The sequence below is a fragment of the Streptococcus sp. SS4 genome (assembly GCF_030440125.1).
In the GTDB taxonomy this organism is placed as follows: Bacteria; Bacillota; Bacilli; order Lactobacillales; family Streptococcaceae; genus Streptococcus.
In genome coordinates, this window is sequence record NZ_JAQFJM010000015.1 from 1 (window position 1) to 22,742 (window position 22,742).

The following is a 22,742-nucleotide window of genomic DNA, read 5'->3' on the forward strand; positions in this document are numbered from 1 at the left end:
GATTTATTCTTGTAAATTGACAGGTTATAATTTCTTCTATCATAACCCTGCACTTGGTTTCTTATTCAGTTCTCAAAGGTCTTTGTCTCTCTTAAGACAACTCCTATATTCTAGCAAATCTAGAATGACTTGTCAACACTTTTTTCGAAGTTTTTTTCACTTCTTGGTGTTGGCTGCTCCTTCCGAAACAGCTAATCTATAATATCATCTCTGACTTGTCTTGTCAATAACTTTTTTAAAGTTTTGGAACCTTTTCAAGTTTGTGGCAAGTCTGTTAAGACAACTTTTATATCTTATCACCCATATCAATACTTGTCAATAGGTTTTTTCAAAAAAAATAAAGCAGTACAATTATGTACTGCTAAATAAATTATTTAAAAATTTCTTTTACTTGCATTATAACCATATTTTTCAATGAAATCTTGGCGGAACTCAAGCAAATTGTCATCTATAATAGCTTGTCGTACTTTGGCCATTAAGTTTACCAAGAAGTAGAGATTATGATAACTAGTCAGGCGAATTCCAAACGTTTCATCTGCTTTCAACAAATGTCTCACATAAGCACGTGTGTAATTCTTACATGTATAACAATCACACTCAGGATCTATAGGGCTAAAATCTTCTGCATACGCCGCATTTTTAACCACAAGACGTCCTTGACTCGTCATACAAGTTCCGTTACGAGCAATTCGTGTTGGGAGAACACAATCATACATGTCAACACCACGAATAACACCATCAATTAAACTATCTGGTGCCCCTACACCCATAAGATAACGTGGTTTATTCTCAGGAAGTAAAGGTACAGTAAAGTCTAGAACTGCATTCATCTCTTCATGAGTTTCTCCTACTGCAAGACCTCCAATTGAGTAACCTGGAAAATCCATGGAAACCAAATCCTGTGCAGACTGTCTGCGAAGATCTTCAAAACCTGCTCCCTGCACAATTCCAAATAGGCCTTGATCATGTGGGCGACGGTGTGCTTTTAGCCCTCGTTCTGCCCAACGACTTGTCCGTTCAATAGAATTTTTCACATAATCGTATGGTTGGTAAAATTGAGGACATTCGTCAAAGCTCATCATAATATCTGAACCGAGATTATTCTGAATCGAGATTGCTTTTTCAGGAGATAAAAACATCTTACTTCCATTAAGGTGATTTTTAAATGTTACACCTTCTTCAGAAATATTGCGTTTTTCTGCCAATGAATAAACTTGGAAACCACCGCTATCTGTAAGAATCGCTTGGTCCCAATTCATGAATTTATGGAGTCCTCCAGCTTTAGCAACGAGCTCATCACCAGGTCTTAGCCATAAATGATAGGTATTGGCCAAAATAATTCCTGAACCCATCTGTTTTAATTCTTCAGGGGATTGCGTTTTTACTGTAGCTTGGGTGCCTACAGGCATAAACATCGGCGTTGGAAAAGTTCCATGAGGCGTGATAATTTCCCCCAGGCGCGCTCCTGTGTGTTTTTCTTTCTTTATAAGACGATATTTAATAGGAAAATCAGTCATTTATACTCCTTACATTAGGAAAAACAGCCCTAAGTATTTTTTAGTCAGTGGTCATTATCCACAACCGCTTTAGTTTATCAAAAATCACAAGAATTGTCAGCTCTATATTTTCAAACTCTCGATGAATACCATCAAACACCAATACTAACATTCATAGCAAACAAAAAAACAACAGTCTCGAGCACTGTTGCTTTCAATAACGTCTTATGCTGAAAGAACTTTACGTCCTTTACGACGACGAGCTGCAAGAACACGACGTCCGTTTTTAGTTGACATACGGTGACGGAATCCGTGTTTACGTTGACGACGGATTTTACTTGGTTGATAAGTACGTTTCACGTTGAATACCTCCTGATAGATTTTCGTATTCGTTTAGCCGGCTATTTTTGATCAGTTACTAAACATACCATACTATTTTATAGCAATAGCTTAATCTTGTCAAGAATTACTTAGATATTAATTTTATTATATCTTTGAAACCCTTAGGCTGGTGATAATTGTAGACCACATTACTATCCCTATATCATCGCTTGCTCATAACCTTCTTGCTATTTTAGCTATTTTCTTGAGCACCTCTTTTCGCTTATGGTCACCCATATACTCAACAGGTGAAATCTGGGTAACTTTGACCGATTTAATACCACAAGGTTTCAGGACTTGAAATTTTAGAACTTTGCTATAATCTTGAACTAAAGGTAGAACTATCTTTGGTGTATTGTGGGTTGTAATAATCCAAGCTTTCCCAGTCAGTTTACCATCCAATCCACGGGGTGTATTTTCATAGGCAAAACTAGCAGCAAAGACGCGTTCAATAAATCCTTTCAGGATAGCCGGCATTCCACTCCACCAAATTGGAAAAATAAAAATCAACTGATCTGCCCAAATTATTAAATCTCGATAGTCTTTCATAGCTACATCGTGCGCTAGGTCTCTTCTCCTATGCGTTGTATCAAAGCGTAAAACAGGATCGAACCGCTCTTTATACAAATCTAGAACCTTTAACTCATGTTTAGACGATAAATTCTCCTTGACTGTCTCTAGTATAGAGGCATTGTAGCTCTTGTCGTTTGGATGTGCGTAGATAATTAAGGTTTTCATTGTTTAGCTCCTTTAACGTAGATGTCTAACATAGTACTAACAGTCTCTTCAATAGTGTTACTATTGAAATTATCACCAATAGGACTCCTTACCAAAACAGCTAATCCAGTAATAAAACTCCAGATATGAACTAATATTTCTGTCTCACTACCAGAAATGTTCATTTCACTTTTTAGCTTCAAAACCACACTCTTAAAGTGCTCAAATCCTGGTAAATGGGCATTAACAGAGATACTGTTCTGGGTTAGTTCCATATAATTGAAAGGAAACTTAATAAATAAGGCCTCAAAACTGTTTGTTTCTTTTTGAGCAAATTCCACAAAATTACACCCCATTAATACTAATTGATCCCTTACATCAAGAGAAGAGTCTATTCCTTGTGTCAGATACTTCAAAAAGATCTCGGATAAACGCTCTAAAACCACCTGAAGATATACACCCTTATTTTCAAAGTGCTTATAGGGTGCTCCATGGGTGATCCCGCATCTTTGAGCCACCGTTCGGATAGATAGTTGATCGATCCCTCTTATTCTTATCTCCTCAATTCCTGTTGTAATTAACTTTTCCTTCAATTCAGCAGTATTACGTTTCATTTTGACTCCTTTTTGCATATAAGTAGACAGCGATTACTTTTTATTAAAAGTATACACTGTCTACCTTTAATTGTCAAAAAAAACTAGCCTTCAAATAAGACTAGTTTCTGTAAGCAATAACGCTATTCTAATTATACTTTTGTCACAACAACGTAACGATTAGGATCGTCCCCTTCCGAGTGACTTTCAACCCCTTCAATTTGAGAAAGTGCCTTATGGATAATTTTTCGTTCGCTATTCGTCATTGGATCCATAACATACTCTCGGCCTGTTTCTTTTACTTTAGCTGCCGTTTTTTCTGCTAAATCAATCAAAGTCTCTGTGCGTTGCTCCAAATAATCACGAACATTAAGAACAACACTAAAGCGTTTAGAATGACGATCGTGCAAATAATTTTGCGCTAAAAGTTGTAAAGACTTGAGAACCTTGCCATGATAACCGATAACACGACCAGGCTGGTCTGTTTCAATCTGAATGATAATATTGCGACGATTGTGACTAACCTCTAGGCTAGCATCAACATCCATTTCATAGATAATTTTTTCAAGATAAGATAAAACATCATCTGCAGCTGCTTGAATATCTTCTAAATTATTTTCAGAAGAATCATCTGAACTAAACTCAGATGCCACAAAAGCACTGAAATCTCCTTCTGAAGTTTCCAGAGTCTGAACTTGAGCAACTGGTTCTAGTTGAGGTTCAAGCGAACTTGCCATAAATTCTGTAGCATCCTCTTCTGATGACTCACGTTTAACAGATAGAGGAATAATTGTTGCCTTTGGTTGCTCCTGTTTCTTATCTGTCAACTCTTCACCAAGGGGCTCTGTAGACACTGGTTGCTTTAAGTTTTCTTGTGCAATTTCCTTATTATCTGAAACCGTAACGAGTTTTGTCACTTTATTGAAAGCAATCGTTTCGTCTTTTGGACTTGCGACAGAATCGTCGAATTGTTTTATAGCACCAGGAGCCACTTTAACGGTGTTTTGATCTGCTTCATGAGCTATCTTTTCATTTATTGGTTCAACGCTAACTCGAGCTGGCTTCTTTCCGAACCCTAGAAAACCTTTTTTCTCACGAGAAATCACCTTAATATGAGCCCTCATACGGGGTAAATTAAGATCTTTCAAACCTTTTTCAATAGCTTGTTCGACTGTTCGTCCAGAATAGACAACCATAATAAGCCTCCTTATTTACGTTTATGCGCCTTTTTCTTGGCACGACGAATCTTAGCTTTACGTTCTTTTTCTTCCATTTCCAAACGATTACGTTCTTCGATGATTTTAAACGGATTATTAAAAACCAAAATCTGAATAACTTGGAAGGCGTTTGAAACTGCCCAGTAAAGTGCTACCCCTGAAGAAATCTGAGTTCCAAACCAGAAAATAAAGATTGGAAGCATGATATTCATAACAAGAAGCATTGCACTACGATCTTTAGCTGCCTTATTGGTCAACCAAGTTGAAAGGAAGGTGAAAGCAGCCGCCAAAATCGGAAGAATAAAGTAAGGGTCTTTCTGACCTAAGTCAACCCAGAGGAATGTTCCTTCTCGCAATTCTGGCACTCGCGTGAGCGCTCCATAAAGAGCCATCAAAATAGGAAATTGAATCAAGAGAGGAACAAAGCTTGCGTAAGGATTTACACCATGCTCTTTATAAAAATCTTGTTGTGCATATGCAAGAGCTTCACGATTCTCGCGTCCAGGATACTCACTCTGCAAGCGACGTAACTCTGGCTGCAACTCTTGTAGTTCACGGCTTGACTTAATTTGGCGATTATAAAGAGGAATCATTACCGCACGAATTAAGATCGTGAAAATGATAATCCCTAATCCAATAGAACCACCAAATGAGAGCCCTTGAATAGCCTTCCCAAACATTAAAATGAGACGTTCCCAAAGGCCTGTAGAATGACTTGTAACATCACTTCGTCCACATGCGGACAAAAGCAAGAGAACTCCTGCACCTAAAATAAATAAATTAAGTTTTTTCTTCACTAAAAACTCCTTTTTAATACGATAAAGAACTGCTTGCTTCCATTCATTAAGACTATCTCAAAAATCAGGAACGATCTTAGTTTATCCTACAATGTAAAGAAGCAAAATAATTTTCTAGTCCTTATATAACTTTGCTATTTTTAAGACATGAACGAGATTGCTATAAATGTCTTGATAACTTAAGTCTTCGACACCTTTACGAGCAATAACGACAAAATCTTGATGTTCTAACTGAGATGACATGTCCATCAATGCATGTCGTAGACGACGTTTTACCCGATTCCGAGTAACCGCATTACCAAGACGCTTACTGACCGACAAACCTACTCTAAAATGAGGCAGATCACGATTCAGACTGTAGACAACAAATTTTCGATTAGCAACACTGTGTCCCGCATCAAATAATGCTTTAAAGTCTTTCTCTTTCTTAACGCGATAAGATTTTTTCAAAATGCGACTCCAAACTCAAAATTAGTACTATTATATCATAAATAGCAAAAAAGCCCAAAACCTTATGGTTAGGGCCTTAGAGACTTATTTTTTTAGAGCTTTTTGAGCTTCTTTGATTTGCCATTTAACCTGGTCAAAACCAGTTCCACCAAGGGAATGACGACGTTCAACAGCTGTATGAGATTTAAGCGTCTCATAGATGTCCTCTTCAATCAAATCTGAAACTTCTTGATAACGTTCGAGAGGAACATCCTGAAGATAATAACCAGCTTTGGTACACTCAAGGACAAGTTTTCCAACAATCTCATGTGCTTCACGGAATGGAAGTCCTTTAGACGCAAGATAATCAGCCAACTCTGTAGCATTTGAAAAATCTTTCTCTGTTGATTCTGCCATATGCTTGTCGTTAACAGTCATTGTATTGAGCATACCTGCGAGAATATCAATAGCAACAGTAATCGTTTCTACCGTATCAAACATACCTTCTTTATCTTCTTGGAGATCTTTATTGTAGGCTAAAGGCAATGACTTCATCACAGTCAATAATCCAATCAGATTGCCATAGACACGACCTGATTTCCCACGAATTAGTTCTGCCATATCTGGGTTTTTCTTTTGAGGCATAATGGAAGAGCCTGTTGAAAAAGTATCTGATAGAGTCACAAACTTAAACTCGTTAGAACACCAGTTAATGATTTCTTCACAAATACGTGTCATATGCATCATTAGAATACTTGAGTTTGACAAGAATTCGAGAATAAAGTCACGATCAGAAACAGCATCCAAGGAATTGCTATATGGCTTTGCGAAGCCCATTAAGTCAGATGTCATATTACGATCAATTGGGAAAGTTGTTCCTGCCAGTGCAGCAGCTCCGAGTGGAGAAATATCCGTATGCTTGATATTAAATTCAAAACGTTCGGCATCACGTGTAAACATGTTGTAATAAGCCATCAAGTGGTGACCAAAAGAAATCGGTTGTGCATGCTGCAAGTGGGTGTAGCCTGGCATAATTGTATAGGTATGTTTGTCTGCTAGGTTGACTAAAGTACCACGTAAATTATCAAGCTTCTCAATAACTTCCACTAATTTAGCTTTCAGATACAAGTGCATATCCGTTGCCACTTGGTCGTTACGTGAACGTGCTGTATGAAGTTTTCCTGCTACTGGTCCAATTTTAGCTGTTAAAAGGCTCTCCATATTCATATGAATATCTTCATTGGAAACATCGAATTCTAGTTTACCAGCCTTATATTCCTTAAGCAGCTCTTCCAATCCCTGTTTAATTTGTAAAGCTTCCTCTTTGGTAATAATTCCTGTCTCACCAAGCATAGTGACATGGGCAATAGACCCTTTAAGATCAAACTCTGCCATCTTTTGGTCAAAGGAGATTGAAGCACCAAATTCTTCTACCCATTTTTCAAGACTAGCTTCGAACCGACCGCCCCATAGTTTATGATTTTCTGCCATAGTTTTATTTTGAAGATTTCCCTACACTGAGATAACCTTCCATCCTTTCTTAATACTTATAACAAGTAACGACCTCTTAGGTCACAACAACTTAAATGAAAAAAGCTAGATAGTATTTGTCTAGCTTAATTTGTCTCTCTGGACACTTGTTTTCCTAAATCTCGATCTCTGTCGCAGTTTATTTAGGCTCGTGACGCCTCTCAGAACGCCTTAACGATAATAATATAAGTTATAAGAAAAGAGTATCAGATGTGGCTCCCTGTCCACTTTTATCTGATATTAAGAATTTTCCTTCTCATATTCTGCTTTTCTTATGAAATCTGTCATTAATTGTCAAACGGATGGTTAACTTGAGAATTTACCTGTGTTGGAAGCCCCCAAAGCTTGATAAATCCAATCGCAGCATCCTGATCAAAGCTGTCCGCTGATGTGTAAGTAGCCAAGTTTTCATCATACAATGAATTAGCTGATTGACGTGCTACAACCTGAGCATGCCCTTTGTAAAGTTTTACTTTAGCGATACCATTAACAACTTTTTGTGTTTCCTTAATATAAGCAATGATAGCTTGTGTTGCTGGGCTAAACCACAAAGCATTGTAGATAAGGTTTGACAATTCATTTTCAAGAATTGGTTTGAAATGAGAAACTTCACGTACCAAAGTTAGGTCCTCAATTTCTTTATGAGCTGTCAAAAGCGCAATAGCTCCTGGGCATTCATAAATTTCACGTGACTTGATACCCACAAGACGATTCTCAACGTGGTCGATACGTCCTATACCATGCTTGCCAGCAATAACATTCATTTCTTGGATAAGGTCAGCCAATTTCATTTCTTTACCGTTAAGGGCAACTGGTTTCCCTTCTTTAAAGGTTACATCGACATATTCAGCTTCATCTGGTGCAGACTCTGGTGAATTAGTAATTCCAAAAGCTTCTTCTGGAGCTTGATTCCAAGGATTTTCAAGAACACCACACTCGTTAGCACGTCCCCAAAGGTTTTGATCGACTGAGTAAGGATTATCAAGGTCTGCTGGAACTGGAACACCATTAGCCTTAGCATACTCAATTTCTTCCTCACGAGACCATTTCCATTCACGCACTGGCGCTACTACTTTAAGACTTGGATCTAGGGCAGCAATGGCAACTTCGAAACGAACTTGGTCATTACCTTTACCAGTACAACCGTGAGCGATAGTTGTTGCTCCTGTTTCATGAGCAATCTCAACTAATTTTTTAGCAATAATTGGACGGCTAAGCGCTGAAACCAAAGGATATTTTTGTTCATAGTAAGCGTGAGCCTGAAGTGCTGGAAGCACATAGTCTTCAGCAAACTCGTCTTTGACATCAAGCACGTATGACTCGATAGCTCCAACTGTCAAAGCTTTGTCATGGATGAACTCAAGATCTTTACCTTCACCGACATCCATACAAACAGCGATAACATCGTAATCTTTTTTAAGCCATGTAATAGCGACTGAGGTATCAAGACCTCCCGAATAGGCAAGAATAACTTTCTCTTTTGACATAATATTTTCTCTTTTCTTATATTTTCTTGCGGTTGCTATCTCTATCAACCTTACGAGATTTATTATATTGCATATTTATTCATTTGTCAACGGTTTTTTGTTATTTTTTTATATTTATTTCGTTTTTATTTGTTTTTATTTGTTTTTATTTATTATTTCGACCTGAAAAGTGCGTAATTCTTAATTTTTATTCAATTTTATGCAAGGAATGGTGGAAAATAAAAAAACACTCTTGAAACGATACAAATAGATTCAAAAGCATCTTTAACTATCTATCTTCTAAAATGCCAAAAGGCCTGTACAAAGTACAGACCTTTTGAACAACAGCATCATCGGTAGAGAACACAACAGCAATTTTAGATAGAATGAATGAGGGAAATTATTATGTTTAAGGGACTAACTTAAACCATACATTCTTCTTGCTCTCTAACCTTGATTACATTATAGCATGCAATCCCAAAATGTATATCTTCTTTTCCTAAAATGTCGAATTTCACTCACAGAATGTACTTTTTATCCCAATCTGCACTAATCCTCTTAAAAACAAAAAAGGCTTGATTTCTCAAGCCTATTAATTTCTATAAAAAAGATATGTAATTGGACGAGCGGCCAATAAAAAATGGGGATTAGGAAAAAGTTATATAAAAGTACATTATTTATTTTCATAAAGTGTATGTAGATTTCAATAAGATTGACGATGTCTCATTTCCGAATCACATATCTTGATTATATAATAACTTTTTTCAATTTAATTGTCTATACGATTTCATAGAATGTCGTTTTTTCATCCTGAACTGCATTATTTGTAGTTATTTTTTTATAAATCTCTAAATTTCATCACTAAAAGACATCTATTTTGTGTTTTTACAGAATTTACTCACTTATAAAATAATCAATCACCCATGAAATATACACATACTTTTTTAGACTAAAAAGAACATTAGTCAATGACTAATGTTCTTTTACCTCAGACCATTTTTTAAGCAAGGCCTTCATTTTCAAACGTGAAACTGGACAAGAATCGCCATTTTCAAAGTAAATCATCAACTGAGTCTTATCAATACGAGAAATATTATCCAAATTAACTAAAAACGAGCGATGACAAGAAAAGAGTTTTTTATTCACCGAAGTAATATCTCCAAGATTGGCATAAAACTCCAAACGCTCTGTTTTGGTAATCAGCATCACCTTATGAGGTGTCACAGCAGTCGCAAAATAATAAATATCTCTCATAGGGACTTGAATTCGAGACTGTGCTGTTTCAAACACAAATATCTCATCATCATCCACATCTCCAACTTTTTGATTTACAAAAGTCAATGTTTGTTTTAGTTGTTGTTTGAACTCTGCATTAGAAACTGTCTTATCAATAAAATCTAGTGCAGAAACCTTGTATTTAAAACTAATCGGTGCAAACTCTGAGTGAGTTGTCACAAAAATAATAACCGCATTAGCATCTTGTTGGCGAATTTCTGAGGCTACTTCTAGCCCCTTCTTTCGCTCACCATCAATATCAATATCCAAAAGGAAAACCTGATGGTTACCCTTCTCGTTGATACTGGACAATAGTTTGTGGGGTTTAGAAAAAACTTCAAGTTTTCGTACGGAAAACGTGCCCTCTGAAACCAATTCTCTGATGATGTCACTAATACGTGTTTGCTGCATTAAGTCATCTTCTAAAATGTAAATATTCATATTAGGGCCTCATTTCTAGTATTTGCATCATTTTATGATTCTGACTACGGACAGAGAAGGACGTATTCGGATAACGTTCCAAGATATCTTGAACAGCATTAACACCTATACCACCCTCAGGATGAGGAGTCTGGGTACTCATCATTGAAAGTGGAACTTGCTCATCTGCAATTGTACTTTCAATAATAAAACTCTGGCAATCTTCTTCATCAAAATAGGCCAGACTAATGAAACCCTCACTGGCTTTACGAGCACCACCAATAGCATTATCCATGAGGTGACCCAAAACCACAGCTAAATCTAAATCAGTTAGATAGTTATGAGTCACTGGATCTGGAATCTCTGCATGAATATTAAGTCGATACATCTGAGCTTCATGATATTTTGATGAAAGTAGACTATGAATACTTGGGTTTTGGATATTATCCAAATCTGTGACCTGAGTCGAAAAGCTGTGCTGATCTCGATTGACATAAAGATCAACTAAATCTTTTTTGTAAGAACGAATATCTCCTGTTCTTTCGATATCTCTCAAATTATTAAGCAGAAAATTATAGTTAGAGCGAACATGCATCAAGTCTCTATACAAACCTTCCACCCTAGTATTCTCGCGCTTCAAATCATCAAGATAGTTGGCTTGCTTCATCGCCAAATCCTGCTCTATTTTTTCCTTAGCAAACTGGTTCACAGCTCCTAGTACAAAGAGGAGTAAGTAGAGATATCCCATTACCAATGGTACACGAAACCTACTCTCAAGATGTAACTCTGGAAAATAAGTATCAAATGTCGACACCAAAAAGATAACTAAATAATAAAGCAAAAGAAGCATGTTGACCAAACCCAGACGGTTCTTTTTTTCTTGTTGGGCAGCAACTTTCAAGATATCTGTAAAATCTAGACGTAAAATAAAATCTACTATTCTGACCGTCAACATGACAAAGGAAAGTGGTACCATAGACCACCAAATATTGTTGTTTAAAGTAGCAGCAGTTATTCCAAGCATCGGCGGGAAGAAGAAGGTAGCCAAAAAACGTCTTGCCAAATCGACTAGTACCACCGGGTAAAAACCTAGAAAAAAGCGCTCTACAGAAGTGACACTTTTATTCAGTTGATAACTAAATGTCAATGTTACAATGGCTACTAAGGGAGGTACTATGCCTATGTAGCGTCCAATAAGTTGTCCCCAAATGCATAGAGCAACATCAAATAACAAATAAAGCATACGATTTTTAAGATTAGTGTTTTGCCCACCAATACGTAAGTAGATATCCCAAATGATGACAAACATCAAAATTTGAAATAAGATGTTACCCAGCATAGTTATCCTCCTTTCTAAGATTATAGTCCTACCGTAACAATTTGATAGGTTTTAAATAATTCTTTTTTATTTGTTAAACCGATACCGTTTGACCAGCAAAACTGGGCAAAATCACGACTAATAGCCAGACTATCGTCTAGTTTCGGATCAGCTTCCTGGTTGGTATTCTCAAGAATAAAGCTGAGATTGCCATCCTCATTCTGTTGAATAAAGAAACCAATATCTGTCTCCGGCTCCTTGGCCCAAAGTTTTTCAGCTAAATTCATGCAACGTTCTAAAACTCTAATAAGAACTGCAATATTTAAATTGTCAGGATAAGCATCAACGTTGACATCCAATCTAACGGTGATACCCTTTTGTTCCAAAGGAATGATTTGGTTTACAATCCAACTTCTTAATACCGGATAAGGAATCTCGAACAGAGGAGCCAACTTATCATTTAAGTCCAAATTATCAAGTTTAAGATGATTCAAATGCTCATGATAAACAGATAAAACCTCTGATAATTGATTTTTAGCCAATGGAGTCTCAAGCGCTACCAAAAGACTCTCAAAATCTTTTTCAATAGGCTTTACTTTTGTAAAAAGATCCTCAATATGTTTATTATAGACTTCCAAGTTATAGACATAGGTCCCCACAGCTTCCTTACTACGTTCTCTGACAAATTTATGAGAATAGCGGTTCAAGGTTGTTACCATTAGGAGATAAACTGCCATTGCAATAAAAATTGGCTCTCCCACATCACTACCTGTTGATACCAAAATAGTACTACAAGTAATGTAGAGTGCAAAGGTCAGATCAACGGCTATCAACAGACGTTCGCGACCACGTGAATAAATCAATTCCTTGACCTTATCAACATCTGAACTTGAAAGATAATTGACATAGAGAAAGAATGGGTAAATCAGTACAAAAGATAACAATTTGAGGAAGAAGTTTTCTTGAATCTCACCCAAAGTCATATTTGTAAACAAATTATTAAATACATAATATGGTGTAAAAGTCGCAAATAAATCAGTAAAAATAACCGAGAAAGCTCCAAAAAAGAGGCTTGCCCAGAGCGTCAAACGATGTTCCCGACGTTCCTTTAGGGCCAAAGCTAAAAAGATAACAACTTGATAATAGAAGCCATCACCTTTACCAAGTGATACCACTATACCTAAGAGACTTAAACAAAATACTTTCCAGTAAGCTAGTGTGCTCCTTGTTAGTTTTTTATAAATAAACCAGGTAATATGAAAACTAATAATCTGAATAATACTATTTTCAAGAGATACCATGGTCCAAAGTTGTAAGTTCATGATAATATTTCCTGTTTATACTCAAGAGACATTTTCGTCATCTTCTTCAATGAGTTCTTGACCCGCCTTTTTCAAAATATCCTGATAGGTTTGTTCAATAAGGTCAAAATCCCCACTATCAATACTTGTCTGCATACTAATGAGTATGTTTTCATAATCATGTTTAAATGAGCGTACACTCTTATAGGCAGTTTCGATTTTTTCATTATAAGCTTCCAGACTCCTCAAATGCTCCTCTTGTTCTCTAAGAATTTTACTATCACGAACATCTTTACCGTAGGAAACAAAACGAACAAGAATATACATGTGTATAAGAAAACCAACCCAAATATAAATTTGAGGGTAACCCGGGAGGTAGGTCTGACTCAGGAGCAAGGAGAATATCTCCTGTTTAAAGAGGATAAGCAGATAACTGATAATTAAAATATGATCAACTTGCAAAAGCATGCTCTTATATTTATCCTGCAAGTCCTGATATGGTTCCTTAAAAAAGCTATCTAAACCGAACATTTTTTGCAAGCCTAGAAAGAAGGGAAGGACAACACTATCTACAGCCAAGATTCCTAAATGGTTTGGAACCAACTCAACCGGCTTATTAAAGAAAACTCGGAAAAGATAAAAACTAAAGAAACTTGTAATCAGGGTCCAAAAGACAGGGGCAAAGAAAGCATAAAAATACTTTTCTTCTCGTAAAGCCTGAGGTTTTTCAAGAAAAATAAAGACTAGGAGATAGATTGCATCTGGAATATCAATTTGCCATAGAACCTTAGCTAACCACTTAACGGCAGTTACTACGATTACATAAGGAATATAACGGTAAGTAAAAACATCTAGATAAGCCATTCTAGCTAAAATCACAAGATGTGAAACGACAACAACCAAAGCAATAAGGCCATCAATCGCAAGTTGCATATGTTTTCCCCCTTTCTATTTTCCCTTATCCTCCACAAATATTATCTTTGATTTATCAATTATCCTGAAAAGAGAGGACCTGAGTAAAATGATGGTCACAACTACGAGTCTCAAGATTTACTTTTGGATAGCGATTAAGTATATCTGCGACCTTAGACAAACCAAGTCCTCGGCCTTCACCTTTGCTAGAAACCCCTTCATCAAAAATCCTTGACACAGGAATACGTTCTTCTCTGGTTGTATTATCAATAACCAAGATAAGATAACCTTGATTTTTAAAGAAGGATATGGTTAAAGTAGGATTTTCAGAATCCACTGCCGACTCAATAGCATTGTTTAAGAAGACTGAAGAAATCACAACCAAATCTAAGGCCTCTATCTGAGTTGACGATATAACATCTGGTAACTCCAAATTGACCTTAATTCCCAAGTTCTCTGCCTCAAGCACTTTAGCAGAAAAGAGACTCTTGAGAGACGTGATTTCTAAGTTGATCAAACGTGACAATTCATAATTTGACAAAGTTAAGCTATTTCCAGATTTCTCTAAAAGCTCTGCATACTCTTGTTTCAAAGCAGGTAAGTCTCGACGTTGGATACTAACCTCCATTGTCTTAAGTCCTTCAAGATAATCCTTCTTCACCTGAGAAATATCATTATAGAGATTTTCTAAACGGTGGCTATATTCCTCTAAACTTTCCTCATGTCTAGCCATTTCTTCGGCCAACTGGTTTTTCACTCTTCTCTTAGAATAGATATTAAGCTGAGCAAAGAGCAAAATAAAGAGAATGGAGTAAACAATCGTAATACTGCCTGCTAAATAAATAAAGAGGCCTGTGTAAGGAAAGATGTTACTGGCATAGAAAATAATTAAAGATAAAACAATATAAGCCAGAGTAACCCCAACCAATAAGCGTTGCCTAACTTGGTAAGTATGGTTATTTCCCATAACATTGAGAGCACCAAAGTCAATAAAGAATACTTTGACAATCAGATGAAAAATTGGATAAATCAAGAGATAAGACAAAGCAATAAGTACTGGGGTATCCTTGACCTGTAAATAATTAATTTGAAAAATCCATGGGAAAAAGTAAAGTTGAAGCAGTTTCGAGGTGACTTCAACAAAAACCCACGGCAAAAAGGTGAAAAGAAAAGAATTCTTTTCACTACTTGATATTTTATTTAAGAAAAGATAGCAGAACAAAAGTGCTAAGAGCGACCCTGTAATGCCTCCGACAAATAGAGAGAGCAAGAGACTCCCTGCGATAAACCAGCATTTACTCTTCCAAGTTTTGAGCAAACCTGACATATCGTGACTAACAATTAAAATAGCCAATAGACGTAGAACCGTAAACAAAACGATCATCTCTAGACTCCCCCCTTTCCTTTCAAAAATCAACCTACTTTATTGTAACATAAATATATAATTTAGCGTCATTCCTATTAGAAAAAGCTAAAAATATAAATTTATTTTTTCTTGGTTAAGAACAATCAATTATTAATATGACCGTCAGACCATTTCCCATATCCCTTACTTTTCATAAACATAAAAAAGAGCTTAGTTTTCTAAGCTCTTTAACTGACTCATTACCTCTTTTTATGGGTACATGCCAATGACGTAGTAGAAATACCAACCAAATCTTCTCATAATGCTCACTCCTCCCTACTTTTTATTACCAATCTATTATAAAACTAATTTAAAGTTTTGAAAATGATGATATGATTACGAAATATCATCATTATATTACAAATACACTCTTAGTAATACCCCATTAATTGCTGATACATTGTTTATGTGCATTCGAAAACCCAACAATTGTTGGGTTTGTTTTTATAATGTTGCAAGAACTTGATCAATATGTTTGATTGATTTTTCACGACCGAGCAAGAAAATAGTGTCTGGCAATTCTGGACCGTGCATTTCTCCTGAAACAGCAATACGGATTGGCATGAAAAGGTTTTTCCCTTTGATTCCTGTTTCTTTTTGAACAGCCTTAATCTGAGGGAAAATGTTTTCAACAACAAACTCATCATCAGACATAGCTTCGAGTTTGGCTTTAAAAGCCTCAAGTACTGTTGGTACTGTTTCACCAGCCATAACTTCTTTTTCAGCATCTGTCAATTCTGGGAAATCTTCAAAGAAGAGATCTGTAAGAGGGACAATTTCTTCTGCAGCTGTCATTTGTGGTTTGTAGAGTTCCACTAATTTATCAGCTTTATCTGTTAAACGACCAGCTTCTTCCAAGAAAGGTTTGCAAAGAGCAAAGACCTTATCGAAATCTGCATTCTTAATGTAGTCGTTACTCATCCAATCCAATTTCTTCTGATCAAAGGCCGCTGGTGACTTACTTAGACGGTTTTCATCAAAAAGTTTAATGAGTTCTTCACGAGAAAAGATTTCGTCTTCACCGCCAGGATTCCAACCAAGAAGAGCAATGAAGTTAAAGACTGCTTCTGGAAGGTAACCTTTTTTACGGTAGTCTTCGATAAACTGAAGGGTGTTAGTATCACGTTTAGATAACTTCTTACCAGTTTCAGAATTGATGATAAGGGTCATGTGTCCAAACTCAGGTGCTTCCCAACCAAGAGCTTCATAAACCATGAGTTGTTTTGGTGTATTGGCAATATGGTCATCTCCACGGATAACGTGTGAGATTTGCATATCGTGGTCATCAACAACTACCGCAAAGTTGTAAGTTGGGTAACCATCTTTCTTCTGGATAACCCAATCGCCACCGATATTGCCACCTTCAAATTCGATATCTCCCTTAACGATATCATGCCATTTATAAATTCCTGACTCATTAACCGCCAAACGAACTGTAGGAACAATACCTGCCGCTTCACGTTCTGCGATGTAGGTAGCTTTTTCTTCTTCAGTCATACCAAGGAACTCGTTAATGTAACGAGGAGTTTCACCTGCCGCTTCTTGACGTTCGCGCTCTGCAGCCAACTCTTCTTCAGTTACATATGACTTATAGGCTTTACCTTCTGCCAAAAGTTGATCAATATATTTTTGGTAAAGTGGCAAACGCTCTGATTGACGATAGTTTTCGTGTGTCTCAGGGCTTTCATCCCAGTCAATTCCCAACCAACGCAAGTTATCAAGCTGTGAACGCTCACCATCTTCAACGTGACGTTTACGGTCAGTATCTTCAATACGGATAATGAATGTACCACCATGATGACGTGCATAAAGGTAGTTAAACAATGCTGTACGAGCATTACCAATGTGTAGAAGCCCTGTTGGACTTGGTGCGTAACGAACGCGGATATCTTTAGTCAAGATAAATCTCCTTTTTATGTTTCATTCTTCAGTCTTTGGATACCTATTGAGCCTAAAGTCCCTTTCTTAGGACTAACTTAAGATGATAAGTACCCGTAGGTAACTCTAGCCCCCAAACTTTCCAAATAAAAATCTAGAAGCGAGTACCAATCTTTCTTATTATATCACAATCTAGGGGTGGTTCGAGAAATTTTGTTAAAAAAACGACTACCTAAAGGTAGACGTTTTCGATAGATTACTTAACGTGTTTGGCAAGATCTTTTTGAGCTTTGTCATTAGATTTCGCTCTTTCTTTAAGCCAATCTTTATAAGCTGAGTCGTATTGTTTCTTAGTTACAATATCATCTTGAGATTTAAGATACTTGAAGTAGTATGTAGAACCTTTATCACCAGCTTGAGCATATGCTCCTGAGAATGGCTTAATACGAGAAATTACAGCGGCTGCTCCGTTATAAGTAGTCGTTGGGATATAAAGTGCACTATCCGTCAACCATGCCTGAGCTTTTGCATATTTTTCATAACGTGCTGTCAAGTCTGTTGTTTCCTTAGAAGCATCATCAACCAATTGGTCATATTCTTTAAGACCTACTTTTTCAACCGCTTGACTATTTGGATCGTCATAACCCATGAAGGACTTAGTATTTTCGCTATTTGTAGTCTTCAAGACATCAAGATAAGTTGATGGATCAAGGTAATCAGGCTCCCAAGCCACACCCACTGACAAGTCCCAATCCTCTGCCGCTGCATTTGAAGCAGAGTAAGTAATGTTGTAAAAATCATCAGTTGACAATTGGTGAAGATCAAGTACAACATTATCTTTTCCAAGAGCTGATTCAATAGATTGTTTAAGTGACTGCACTTGGTTCACAAAGATTTTATTTGACTGATTGACAGGAACATCCAAATGAATTGGGAACTGAACCCCTTCTGCTTGAAGAGCTTCTTTGGCTTTAGCAAATTCAGCCTTAGCTTTTTCTGGATTATAAAGCCCATCTTGACTATCTGCAAGATTCACACCAGACCACTCATCACCATAGCTTGGTAATTGATCCATTACCATAGTTCCGAAATCTTTACCATCTGCTTGAACAAAGTCTGGTTTAACATAGATATTACGAACGGCAGTACTACCACCCTCTTTACCGTTAAGTTGTGCAGCATAATTCGTACGGTCAATAGCAAATCCTAATGCCTGACGGAAATCTTTGTTAAGAAGAGCTGTCTTAGTTGATGTCTTTTGTTGGTCATTTTCTTTAGAGGTATGGCCATAAGTTTGACGATCGATATTAATACCAACACCTTCTACAGCTGCTCCAGGTTGTGTATAGAAAATATTGTCTTTGTACTGTTTTTCAACTTTAGAATAGTTTGAGCTAGTTGGGTATAGGCGAGCTAAGTTATAGACTCCATCTGTGAAGTTACGTTCCAAGGATTCTTGGTCTGTACCATCATCGTAAGTCAATTTAACTGTATCAAAGTAGACATTATCCTTATCCCAATAATTTTCATTCTTGGTAAACTCGATAGAAGACTTCGTTGTCAAAGATTTAAGAAGGTATGGACCGTTATAGAGAATAGAAGTCGGATCTGTTGACTTACCAAAGTCTTTACCTTTAGATTTCAAGAATTCTCCATTAACAGGCCAAGTAACAGAGTAGGTCAATTTTGAATTCCAGTAAGGCTCTGGTTGACTAAGCGTATATTGCAAGGTGTAATCATCAACAGCCTTGATACCTACATTTGAAAAGTCCTTATTGGCACCTGAAAGGTAATCATTCAAGCCCTTAACTGAGTTTTGTAGCAAATAAATCGCTTCAGAATTTGTATCAGCAGCATGCTTAAGACCTGTTACAAAGTCTTTAGCTGTTACATTGGCATATTCTTCGCCGTCTGAAGTGTACCATTTGATACCCTTACGAATCTTGTAAGTATAGGTCAAACCATCTTGAGAAACAGACCAGTTTTCAGCGACAGAAGGTTTTAGATTCCCGTATTGGTCATTTTCAAACAAACCATCAACACCGTTACTAACGGCTGTCGTCATATTTTTCTTATTTGTAGAAACATAGTCTAGGGTTGCAGGATCGCCACCGTAAACATAATTATAAGTCTTACCAGACGTCTTACTTGATGACGAGCAAGCCGTTAAAACACCTACAGATAACAGGCCTACGGCTGCCAGTAAAAATACCTTACTCTTTTTCATTCATTGCCTCCTTAAATTCGCAACGTAAAAAGTTCAAAAATCAATAATTATGTGTATACGCTTAAATTATACCATAAATTCGAAAAAGCAACACTACTTTCTGAATATTTTTTATTTTCTACTCAAATTTCGTGTTTAGAGCAAGAAAAAAGCCTATCCGAAGATAGGCCCTTTACTACCCTTACAATGAGTTAGGATCAACTTTGATACCAGCACCTTGTGTAGTAGTGATTGAAAGGTTTGTGATGTAAGCACCTTTCGCTGTAGCTGGTTTAGCTTTTTGGATTGCATCGTTAAATGCTTTGAAGTTTTCAACCAATTTTTCAGTTTCGAATGAAACTTTACCGATGATAGCTTGTACGTTACCTGCTTTATCAGCACGGTAAGTGATTTTACCACCTTTAGACTCTTCAACTGCTTTAGCAACATCCATAGTTACAGTACCAGTTTTAGGGTTTGGCATCAAGTTACGTGGTCCAAGGACACGTCCAAGACGACCAACGATTGCCATCATGTCTGGTGTTGCAACAACAACGTCAAAGTCAAGCCATCCACCGTTGATTTTAGCAACGAGTTCGTCTTCACCAACGAAGTCAGCACCTGCTGCTTTAGCTTCTTCAGCTTTAGCACCACGAGCAAATACAAGAACGCGTTGAGTTTTACCAGTACCGTTTGGCAATACCATTGCTCCACGGATTTGTTGGTCAGCTTTCTTAACGTCGATGTTAAGGTTGTATGATACTTCAACAGTAGCATCGAATTTTGCGAAGTTAGTTTCTTGTGCAAGAGCTACAGCTTCTTCTACGCTGTAAGCTTTTGTGCTGTCAATTTTCTCAAGAGCAGCACGCATTTGTTTGCTTTTTTTAGCCATGTTAATTATTTCTCCTTGTGTAATGTGGTCATAACGACTTTCATCTTCCACGTCACTCAGCGAAGTGAGACGACGTCTGTGGTTTTCTTGTTAACTGAATTAGTCAGTAACAGTGAATCCCATTGAACGTGCAGTACCTTCGATCATACGCATAGCTGATTCGATGTTTGCAGCGTTCAAGTCAGGCATTTTAGTTTCAGCAATTTCTTGTACTTGTGCACGAGTTACTGAAGCAACTTTAACTGAGTTTGGAGTACCTGAACCTTTTTCAACACCTGCAGCTTTTTTCAAAAGAACAGCAGCTGGTGGTGTTTTAGTGATGAAATCAAATGATTTATCTTCATACACAGAGATAACAACTGGGATGATCATACCAGCTTGGTCAGCTGTACGAGCGTTAAACTCTTTAGTGAATCCCATGATGTTGATTCCGGCTTGACCAAGAGCTGGTCCAACTGGTGGAGCTGGAGTCGCTTTACCAGCAGGAATCTGAAGTTTTACGATGTTTTCGACTTTTTTAGCCATTTTGTAATTTCCTCCTATTGTGGTTTTGGCGGTAAGTAAGTTTTGTTACCTCCCACAAGTATGTTTTTACATACCTTATCTATTATACAGAAATTCTTTTTAGATGCAAGAATTTCTTATTAAGTTTAGGAAAAAATTTACATAAAGGGCTTTTCGAGGTAAAATAGACTTATGATTCTATATAAATTCTTTGCTATAGCATTTTTGATTCTAACACCTATCTTTGCTTTTATTATCCACCGCTTCTTCAGTTTAAAATACCTCGGGCTTAATTTTGCTGACCTTACCTTCCCTCTTTATTTTATTGAGGTAGTTGCTGTGTCAGCCCGTTTCTTTACCCATAGCTTTTTGCCTTACATCACCATTTTATTATCCTTGGCGGCTATAATTATCACGATTCAAATGCTGAGAAAAACACAATCCTTTAAATTTAAACGTTTTCTTAAGTTGTTCTGGCGTATCAGCTTTTTTATCACCAGTCTTTTCTATTTGGGGACCGTGATTCTCATTTTTATTGTTTCTTAAAAACTAGATTAACTCAGCAGATTTATTGTGTGCTGAGTTTTTTATGTCAAAACATGAAAAAAGCAGGCAACCATGCCTGCTTAACTTTTCGGTATTAGGGTTGAACTTGAGTCATTCGGCCAGTATCTACATCATAAACCGCACCGGAGATGATAACATCCTCAGGGATAAGCGGTGACTGACGAAGAATGGCCATATCTTCACGAACACTCTCTTCTACATCTATGAATGGAAGAAAATCTTGATCAGAAACATCAACACCAAGTTCTTTATTGAGATAAGCGGTAAACTCATCGTTCTTAAAGGTCTGAGCACCACAATCTGTATGGTGAAGAACTACGATTTCTCGTGTCCCCATCTGTTGTTGAGAAATGACCAAAGAACGAATCATATCTTCCGTCACACGACCACCCGCATTACGCAAAATATGAGCGTCACCTAGGGCTAACCCCAAGGCCTGAGCAACGTGAAGGCGTGAATCCATACAAGTCACAATAGCCACCTTAGTCTTTGGTTTCAAGGGAAGATGGGCTGTCCCGTGGAGGTCAACATAGGCTTTGTTGGCATTGAGAAAGTTTTCAAAATAAGACATAATAACTCACTTTCTAATGAAGAAAATAATTTGACTATCAAATTATTTACACACTATCTTATCATCTTTTTATTAACTTGTCAGCTATTGAGTTCGCAACATAAAAAAGGAGAATAAATGCTAACAAGCATCCATCCTCCTTCAATTTATATTATGAACGTTTTGGCAAGTATCTATTAAGCAAGCCTGCAAAGGTTTGAAGATTGAGACTTTGAACATAAATTTCACCTGTTCCTCTAAAGGTATTAACAACACCCTCTCCTGTCCCAATAGACTGCCAGAAACCATTTTCCAGGTGAATATTATAATCAAGTGTCTGACTCCAGGCAACGACATGAGCATTATCAATAGTCACTTCTTGATTGTTTAGCTCAATTTTTTTAATAGAGCCGTAAGCATTTGCCAAGAGAGTTCCTTGGCCTTGGGTAGTCATTACAAAGAAACCACCCTGACCACCAAAAAGAGCCTTACCAACAGACTGGAGCTCCATTGTATAGTAAGCTGTACCATCAAGTGCAAGAAAGGCACCGTCGTTTAGTCGGTACTGTTTTTCACCTAAATAAAGTGGAATCACTTGACCTGGAGAATCAGGGGCCAGGGCTATATAGCCATTATTGGACTGCGAGACAACCTGAGTAATAAAGCTACTTTCACCCGAAACCATTGAACGCCCAACTGCTTTTACAAAGCGACCTAAACCTGATCCACTGGCATTTAATTTGGTACTCAGTGTCACATTCGGTGTGTGATATACCATACTGCCACGCTGGATAAAGACTGTTTCACCTTGATTAAGAGATAACTCTACTAGCGGGAATTGCATATTGCTGTCTGTAAAAAATTGCATAATAAATACCTCCCTATCCT

General features: G+C 37.1%; 21 protein-coding genes. 1 reads left to right on the forward strand and 20 read right to left on the reverse strand.

What is annotated here, in order from left to right; translation table 11 throughout:
• Nucleotides 1–374: 374 nt before the first annotated feature.
• The 18 genes from tgt to rplK form a co-directional block, all read right to left on the reverse strand.
• Nucleotides 375–1,517 carry a tRNA guanosine(34) transglycosylase Tgt gene (gene tgt / locus PCY16_RS10870; RefSeq protein WP_037600045.1) on the reverse strand — a complete coding sequence of 381 codons (1,143 nt, stop codon included), beginning with the start codon at nucleotides 1,515–1,517 and terminating at the stop codon, nucleotides 375–377.
• Between the two features lie 204 nt (nucleotides 1,518–1,721).
• Nucleotides 1,722–1,856: a 50S ribosomal protein L34 gene (gene rpmH, locus PCY16_RS10875; protein ID WP_002885866.1), complete on the reverse strand. Its 135-nt coding sequence runs from the start codon at nucleotides 1,854–1,856 to the stop codon at nucleotides 1,722–1,724.
• 195 nt (nucleotides 1,857–2,051) lie between these two features.
• A complete protein-coding gene (locus PCY16_RS10880; protein WP_073686074.1) occupies nucleotides 2,052–2,615 on the reverse strand; it encodes an NAD(P)H-dependent oxidoreductase in 564 nt (187 codons plus the stop codon).
• Nucleotides 2,612–3,208 carry a TetR/AcrR family transcriptional regulator gene (locus PCY16_RS10885; RefSeq protein ID WP_195413400.1) on the reverse strand — a complete coding sequence of 199 codons (597 nt, stop codon included), beginning with the start codon at nucleotides 3,206–3,208 and terminating at the stop codon, nucleotides 2,612–2,614. The genes PCY16_RS10880 and PCY16_RS10885 overlap by 4 nt, the downstream gene beginning before the upstream one ends.
• Before the next feature lie 131 nt (nucleotides 3,209–3,339).
• Entirely contained in the window at nucleotides 3,340–4,383 is a 1,044-nt protein-coding gene (gene jag / locus PCY16_RS10890; protein ID WP_195413401.1) for an RNA-binding cell elongation regulator Jag/EloR, read from the reverse strand.
• A gap of 11 nt (nucleotides 4,384–4,394) precedes the next feature.
• A complete protein-coding gene (locus PCY16_RS10895; protein WP_195413402.1) occupies nucleotides 4,395–5,201 on the reverse strand; it encodes a membrane protein insertase YidC in 807 nt (268 codons plus the stop codon).
• Nucleotides 5,202–5,315: 114 nt separating this feature from the next.
• Complete coding sequence (gene rnpA / locus PCY16_RS10900) at nucleotides 5,316–5,651, reverse strand: ribonuclease P protein component (protein WP_037601516.1); 336 nt, start codon at nucleotides 5,649–5,651, stop codon at nucleotides 5,316–5,318.
• A gap of 84 nt (nucleotides 5,652–5,735) precedes the next feature.
• On the reverse strand, nucleotides 5,736–7,121 hold the full coding sequence (gene argH, locus PCY16_RS10905; protein ID WP_195413403.1) for an argininosuccinate lyase: 1,386 nt from the start codon (nucleotides 7,119–7,121) through the stop codon (nucleotides 5,736–5,738).
• A gap of 326 nt (nucleotides 7,122–7,447) precedes the next feature.
• On the reverse strand, nucleotides 7,448–8,647 hold the full coding sequence (locus PCY16_RS10910) for an argininosuccinate synthase (protein WP_195413404.1): 1,200 nt from the start codon (nucleotides 8,645–8,647) through the stop codon (nucleotides 7,448–7,450).
• A gap of 951 nt (nucleotides 8,648–9,598) precedes the next feature.
• The gene (locus PCY16_RS10915) at nucleotides 9,599–10,342 is read right to left on the reverse strand and encodes a LytTR family DNA-binding domain-containing protein (RefSeq protein WP_002885796.1); all 744 of its coding nucleotides are present in this window, start codon (nucleotides 10,340–10,342) and stop codon (nucleotides 9,599–9,601) included.
• A 1-nt stretch (nucleotide 10,343) separates the two neighbouring features.
• On the reverse strand, nucleotides 10,344–11,660 hold the full coding sequence (locus PCY16_RS10920; protein ID WP_195413405.1) for a GHKL domain-containing protein: 1,317 nt from the start codon (nucleotides 11,658–11,660) through the stop codon (nucleotides 10,344–10,346).
• Nucleotides 11,661–11,680: 20 nt separating this feature from the next.
• Nucleotides 11,681–12,961 (reverse strand): hypothetical protein, encoded by a 1,281-nt coding sequence (locus PCY16_RS10925; protein ID WP_195413406.1) that lies wholly within the window; start codon nucleotides 12,959–12,961, stop codon nucleotides 11,681–11,683.
• Nucleotides 12,962–12,982: 21 nt separating this feature from the next.
• The gene (locus PCY16_RS10930) at nucleotides 12,983–13,873 is read right to left on the reverse strand and encodes a hypothetical protein (protein WP_002891966.1); all 891 of its coding nucleotides are present in this window, start codon (nucleotides 13,871–13,873) and stop codon (nucleotides 12,983–12,985) included.
• A gap of 55 nt (nucleotides 13,874–13,928) precedes the next feature.
• Nucleotides 13,929–15,236, reverse strand: a complete 1,308-nt coding sequence (locus PCY16_RS10935) for a GHKL domain-containing protein (RefSeq protein WP_037600068.1) — start codon at nucleotides 15,234–15,236, stop codon at nucleotides 13,929–13,931.
• 465 nt (nucleotides 15,237–15,701) lie between these two features.
• Entirely contained in the window at nucleotides 15,702–17,156 is a 1,455-nt protein-coding gene (gene gltX, locus PCY16_RS10940) for a glutamate--tRNA ligase (protein WP_195413407.1), read from the reverse strand.
• Between the two features lie 235 nt (nucleotides 17,157–17,391).
• Nucleotides 17,392–19,362, reverse strand: coding sequence for a peptide ABC transporter substrate-binding protein (locus PCY16_RS10945; RefSeq protein ID WP_002886978.1), 1,971 nt, complete (start codon nucleotides 19,360–19,362; stop codon nucleotides 17,392–17,394).
• Between the two features lie 181 nt (nucleotides 19,363–19,543).
• Nucleotides 19,544–20,233 carry a 50S ribosomal protein L1 gene (gene rplA, locus PCY16_RS10950; protein WP_037598508.1) on the reverse strand — a complete coding sequence of 230 codons (690 nt, stop codon included), beginning with the start codon at nucleotides 20,231–20,233 and terminating at the stop codon, nucleotides 19,544–19,546.
• Nucleotides 20,234–20,332: 99 nt separating this feature from the next.
• Nucleotides 20,333–20,758, reverse strand: a complete 426-nt coding sequence (gene rplK / locus PCY16_RS10955; RefSeq protein ID WP_002885648.1) for a 50S ribosomal protein L11 — start codon at nucleotides 20,756–20,758, stop codon at nucleotides 20,333–20,335.
• Between the two features lie 171 nt (nucleotides 20,759–20,929).
• Between rplK and PCY16_RS10960 the strand changes: the two genes are divergently transcribed.
• On the forward strand, nucleotides 20,930–21,283 hold the full coding sequence (locus PCY16_RS10960) for a DUF3397 domain-containing protein (protein ID WP_002885872.1): 354 nt from the start codon (nucleotides 20,930–20,932) through the stop codon (nucleotides 21,281–21,283).
• A 94-nt stretch (nucleotides 21,284–21,377) separates the two neighbouring features.
• On the opposite strand, the gene PCY16_RS10965 is transcribed toward PCY16_RS10960, so the two are convergent.
• Both PCY16_RS10965 and PCY16_RS10970 read right to left on the reverse strand, forming a co-directional pair.
• Nucleotides 21,378–21,875 carry a carbonic anhydrase gene (locus PCY16_RS10965; protein WP_195413408.1) on the reverse strand — a complete coding sequence of 166 codons (498 nt, stop codon included), beginning with the start codon at nucleotides 21,873–21,875 and terminating at the stop codon, nucleotides 21,378–21,380.
• Nucleotides 21,876–22,026: 151 nt separating this feature from the next.
• Nucleotides 22,027–22,722 carry a TIGR00266 family protein gene (locus PCY16_RS10970; protein ID WP_037598509.1) on the reverse strand — a complete coding sequence of 232 codons (696 nt, stop codon included), beginning with the start codon at nucleotides 22,720–22,722 and terminating at the stop codon, nucleotides 22,027–22,029.
• Nucleotides 22,723–22,742: the final 20 nt, after the last annotated feature.

What these genes read in the sequence shown, in the direction of transcription:
- PCY16_RS10880 (WP_073686074.1), bottom strand. Translation starts at nt 2,615, where the DNA reads ATGAAAACCTTAATTATCTACGCACATCCAAACGACAAGAGCTACAAT.
- PCY16_RS10935 (WP_037600068.1), bottom strand. Translation starts at nt 15,236, where the DNA reads ATGATCGTTTTGTTTACGGTTCTACGTCTATTGGCTATTTTAATTGTT.
- argH (WP_195413403.1), bottom strand. Translation starts at nt 7,121, where the DNA reads ATGGCAGAAAATCATAAACTATGGGGCGGTCGGTTCGAAGCTAGTCTT.
- PCY16_RS10925 (WP_195413406.1), bottom strand. Translation starts at nt 12,961, where the DNA reads ATGAACTTACAACTTTGGACCATGGTATCTCTTGAAAATAGTATTATT.
- PCY16_RS10910 (WP_195413404.1), bottom strand. Translation starts at nt 8,647, where the DNA reads ATGTCAAAAGAGAAAGTTATTCTTGCCTATTCGGGAGGTCTTGATACC.
- PCY16_RS10970 (WP_037598509.1), bottom strand. Translation starts at nt 22,722, where the DNA reads ATGCAATTTTTTACAGACAGCAATATGCAATTCCCGCTAGTAGAGTTA.
- tgt (WP_037600045.1), bottom strand. Translation starts at nt 1,517, where the DNA reads ATGACTGATTTTCCTATTAAATATCGTCTTATAAAGAAAGAAAAACAC.
- PCY16_RS10915 (WP_002885796.1), bottom strand. Translation starts at nt 10,342, where the DNA reads ATGAATATTTACATTTTAGAAGATGACTTAATGCAGCAAACACGTATT.
- PCY16_RS10930 (WP_002891966.1), bottom strand. Translation starts at nt 13,873, where the DNA reads ATGCAACTTGCGATTGATGGCCTTATTGCTTTGGTTGTTGTCGTTTCA.
- jag (WP_195413401.1), bottom strand. Translation starts at nt 4,383, where the DNA reads ATGGTTGTCTATTCTGGACGAACAGTCGAACAAGCTATTGAAAAAGGT.
- PCY16_RS10885 (WP_195413400.1), bottom strand. Translation starts at nt 3,208, where the DNA reads ATGAAACGTAATACTGCTGAATTGAAGGAAAAGTTAATTACAACAGGA.
- PCY16_RS10965 (WP_195413408.1), bottom strand. Translation starts at nt 21,875, where the DNA reads ATGTCTTATTTTGAAAACTTTCTCAATGCCAACAAAGCCTATGTTGAC.
- rplK (WP_002885648.1), bottom strand. Translation starts at nt 20,758, where the DNA reads ATGGCTAAAAAAGTCGAAAACATCGTAAAACTTCAGATTCCTGCTGGT.
- PCY16_RS10920 (WP_195413405.1), bottom strand. Translation starts at nt 11,660, where the DNA reads ATGCTGGGTAACATCTTATTTCAAATTTTGATGTTTGTCATCATTTGG.
- PCY16_RS10960 (WP_002885872.1), top strand. Translation starts at nt 20,930, where the DNA reads ATGATTCTATATAAATTCTTTGCTATAGCATTTTTGATTCTAACACCT.
- PCY16_RS10945 (WP_002886978.1), bottom strand. Translation starts at nt 19,362, where the DNA reads ATGAAAAAGAGTAAGGTATTTTTACTGGCAGCCGTAGGCCTGTTATCT.
- rplA (WP_037598508.1), bottom strand. Translation starts at nt 20,233, where the DNA reads ATGGCTAAAAAAAGCAAACAAATGCGTGCTGCTCTTGAGAAAATTGAC.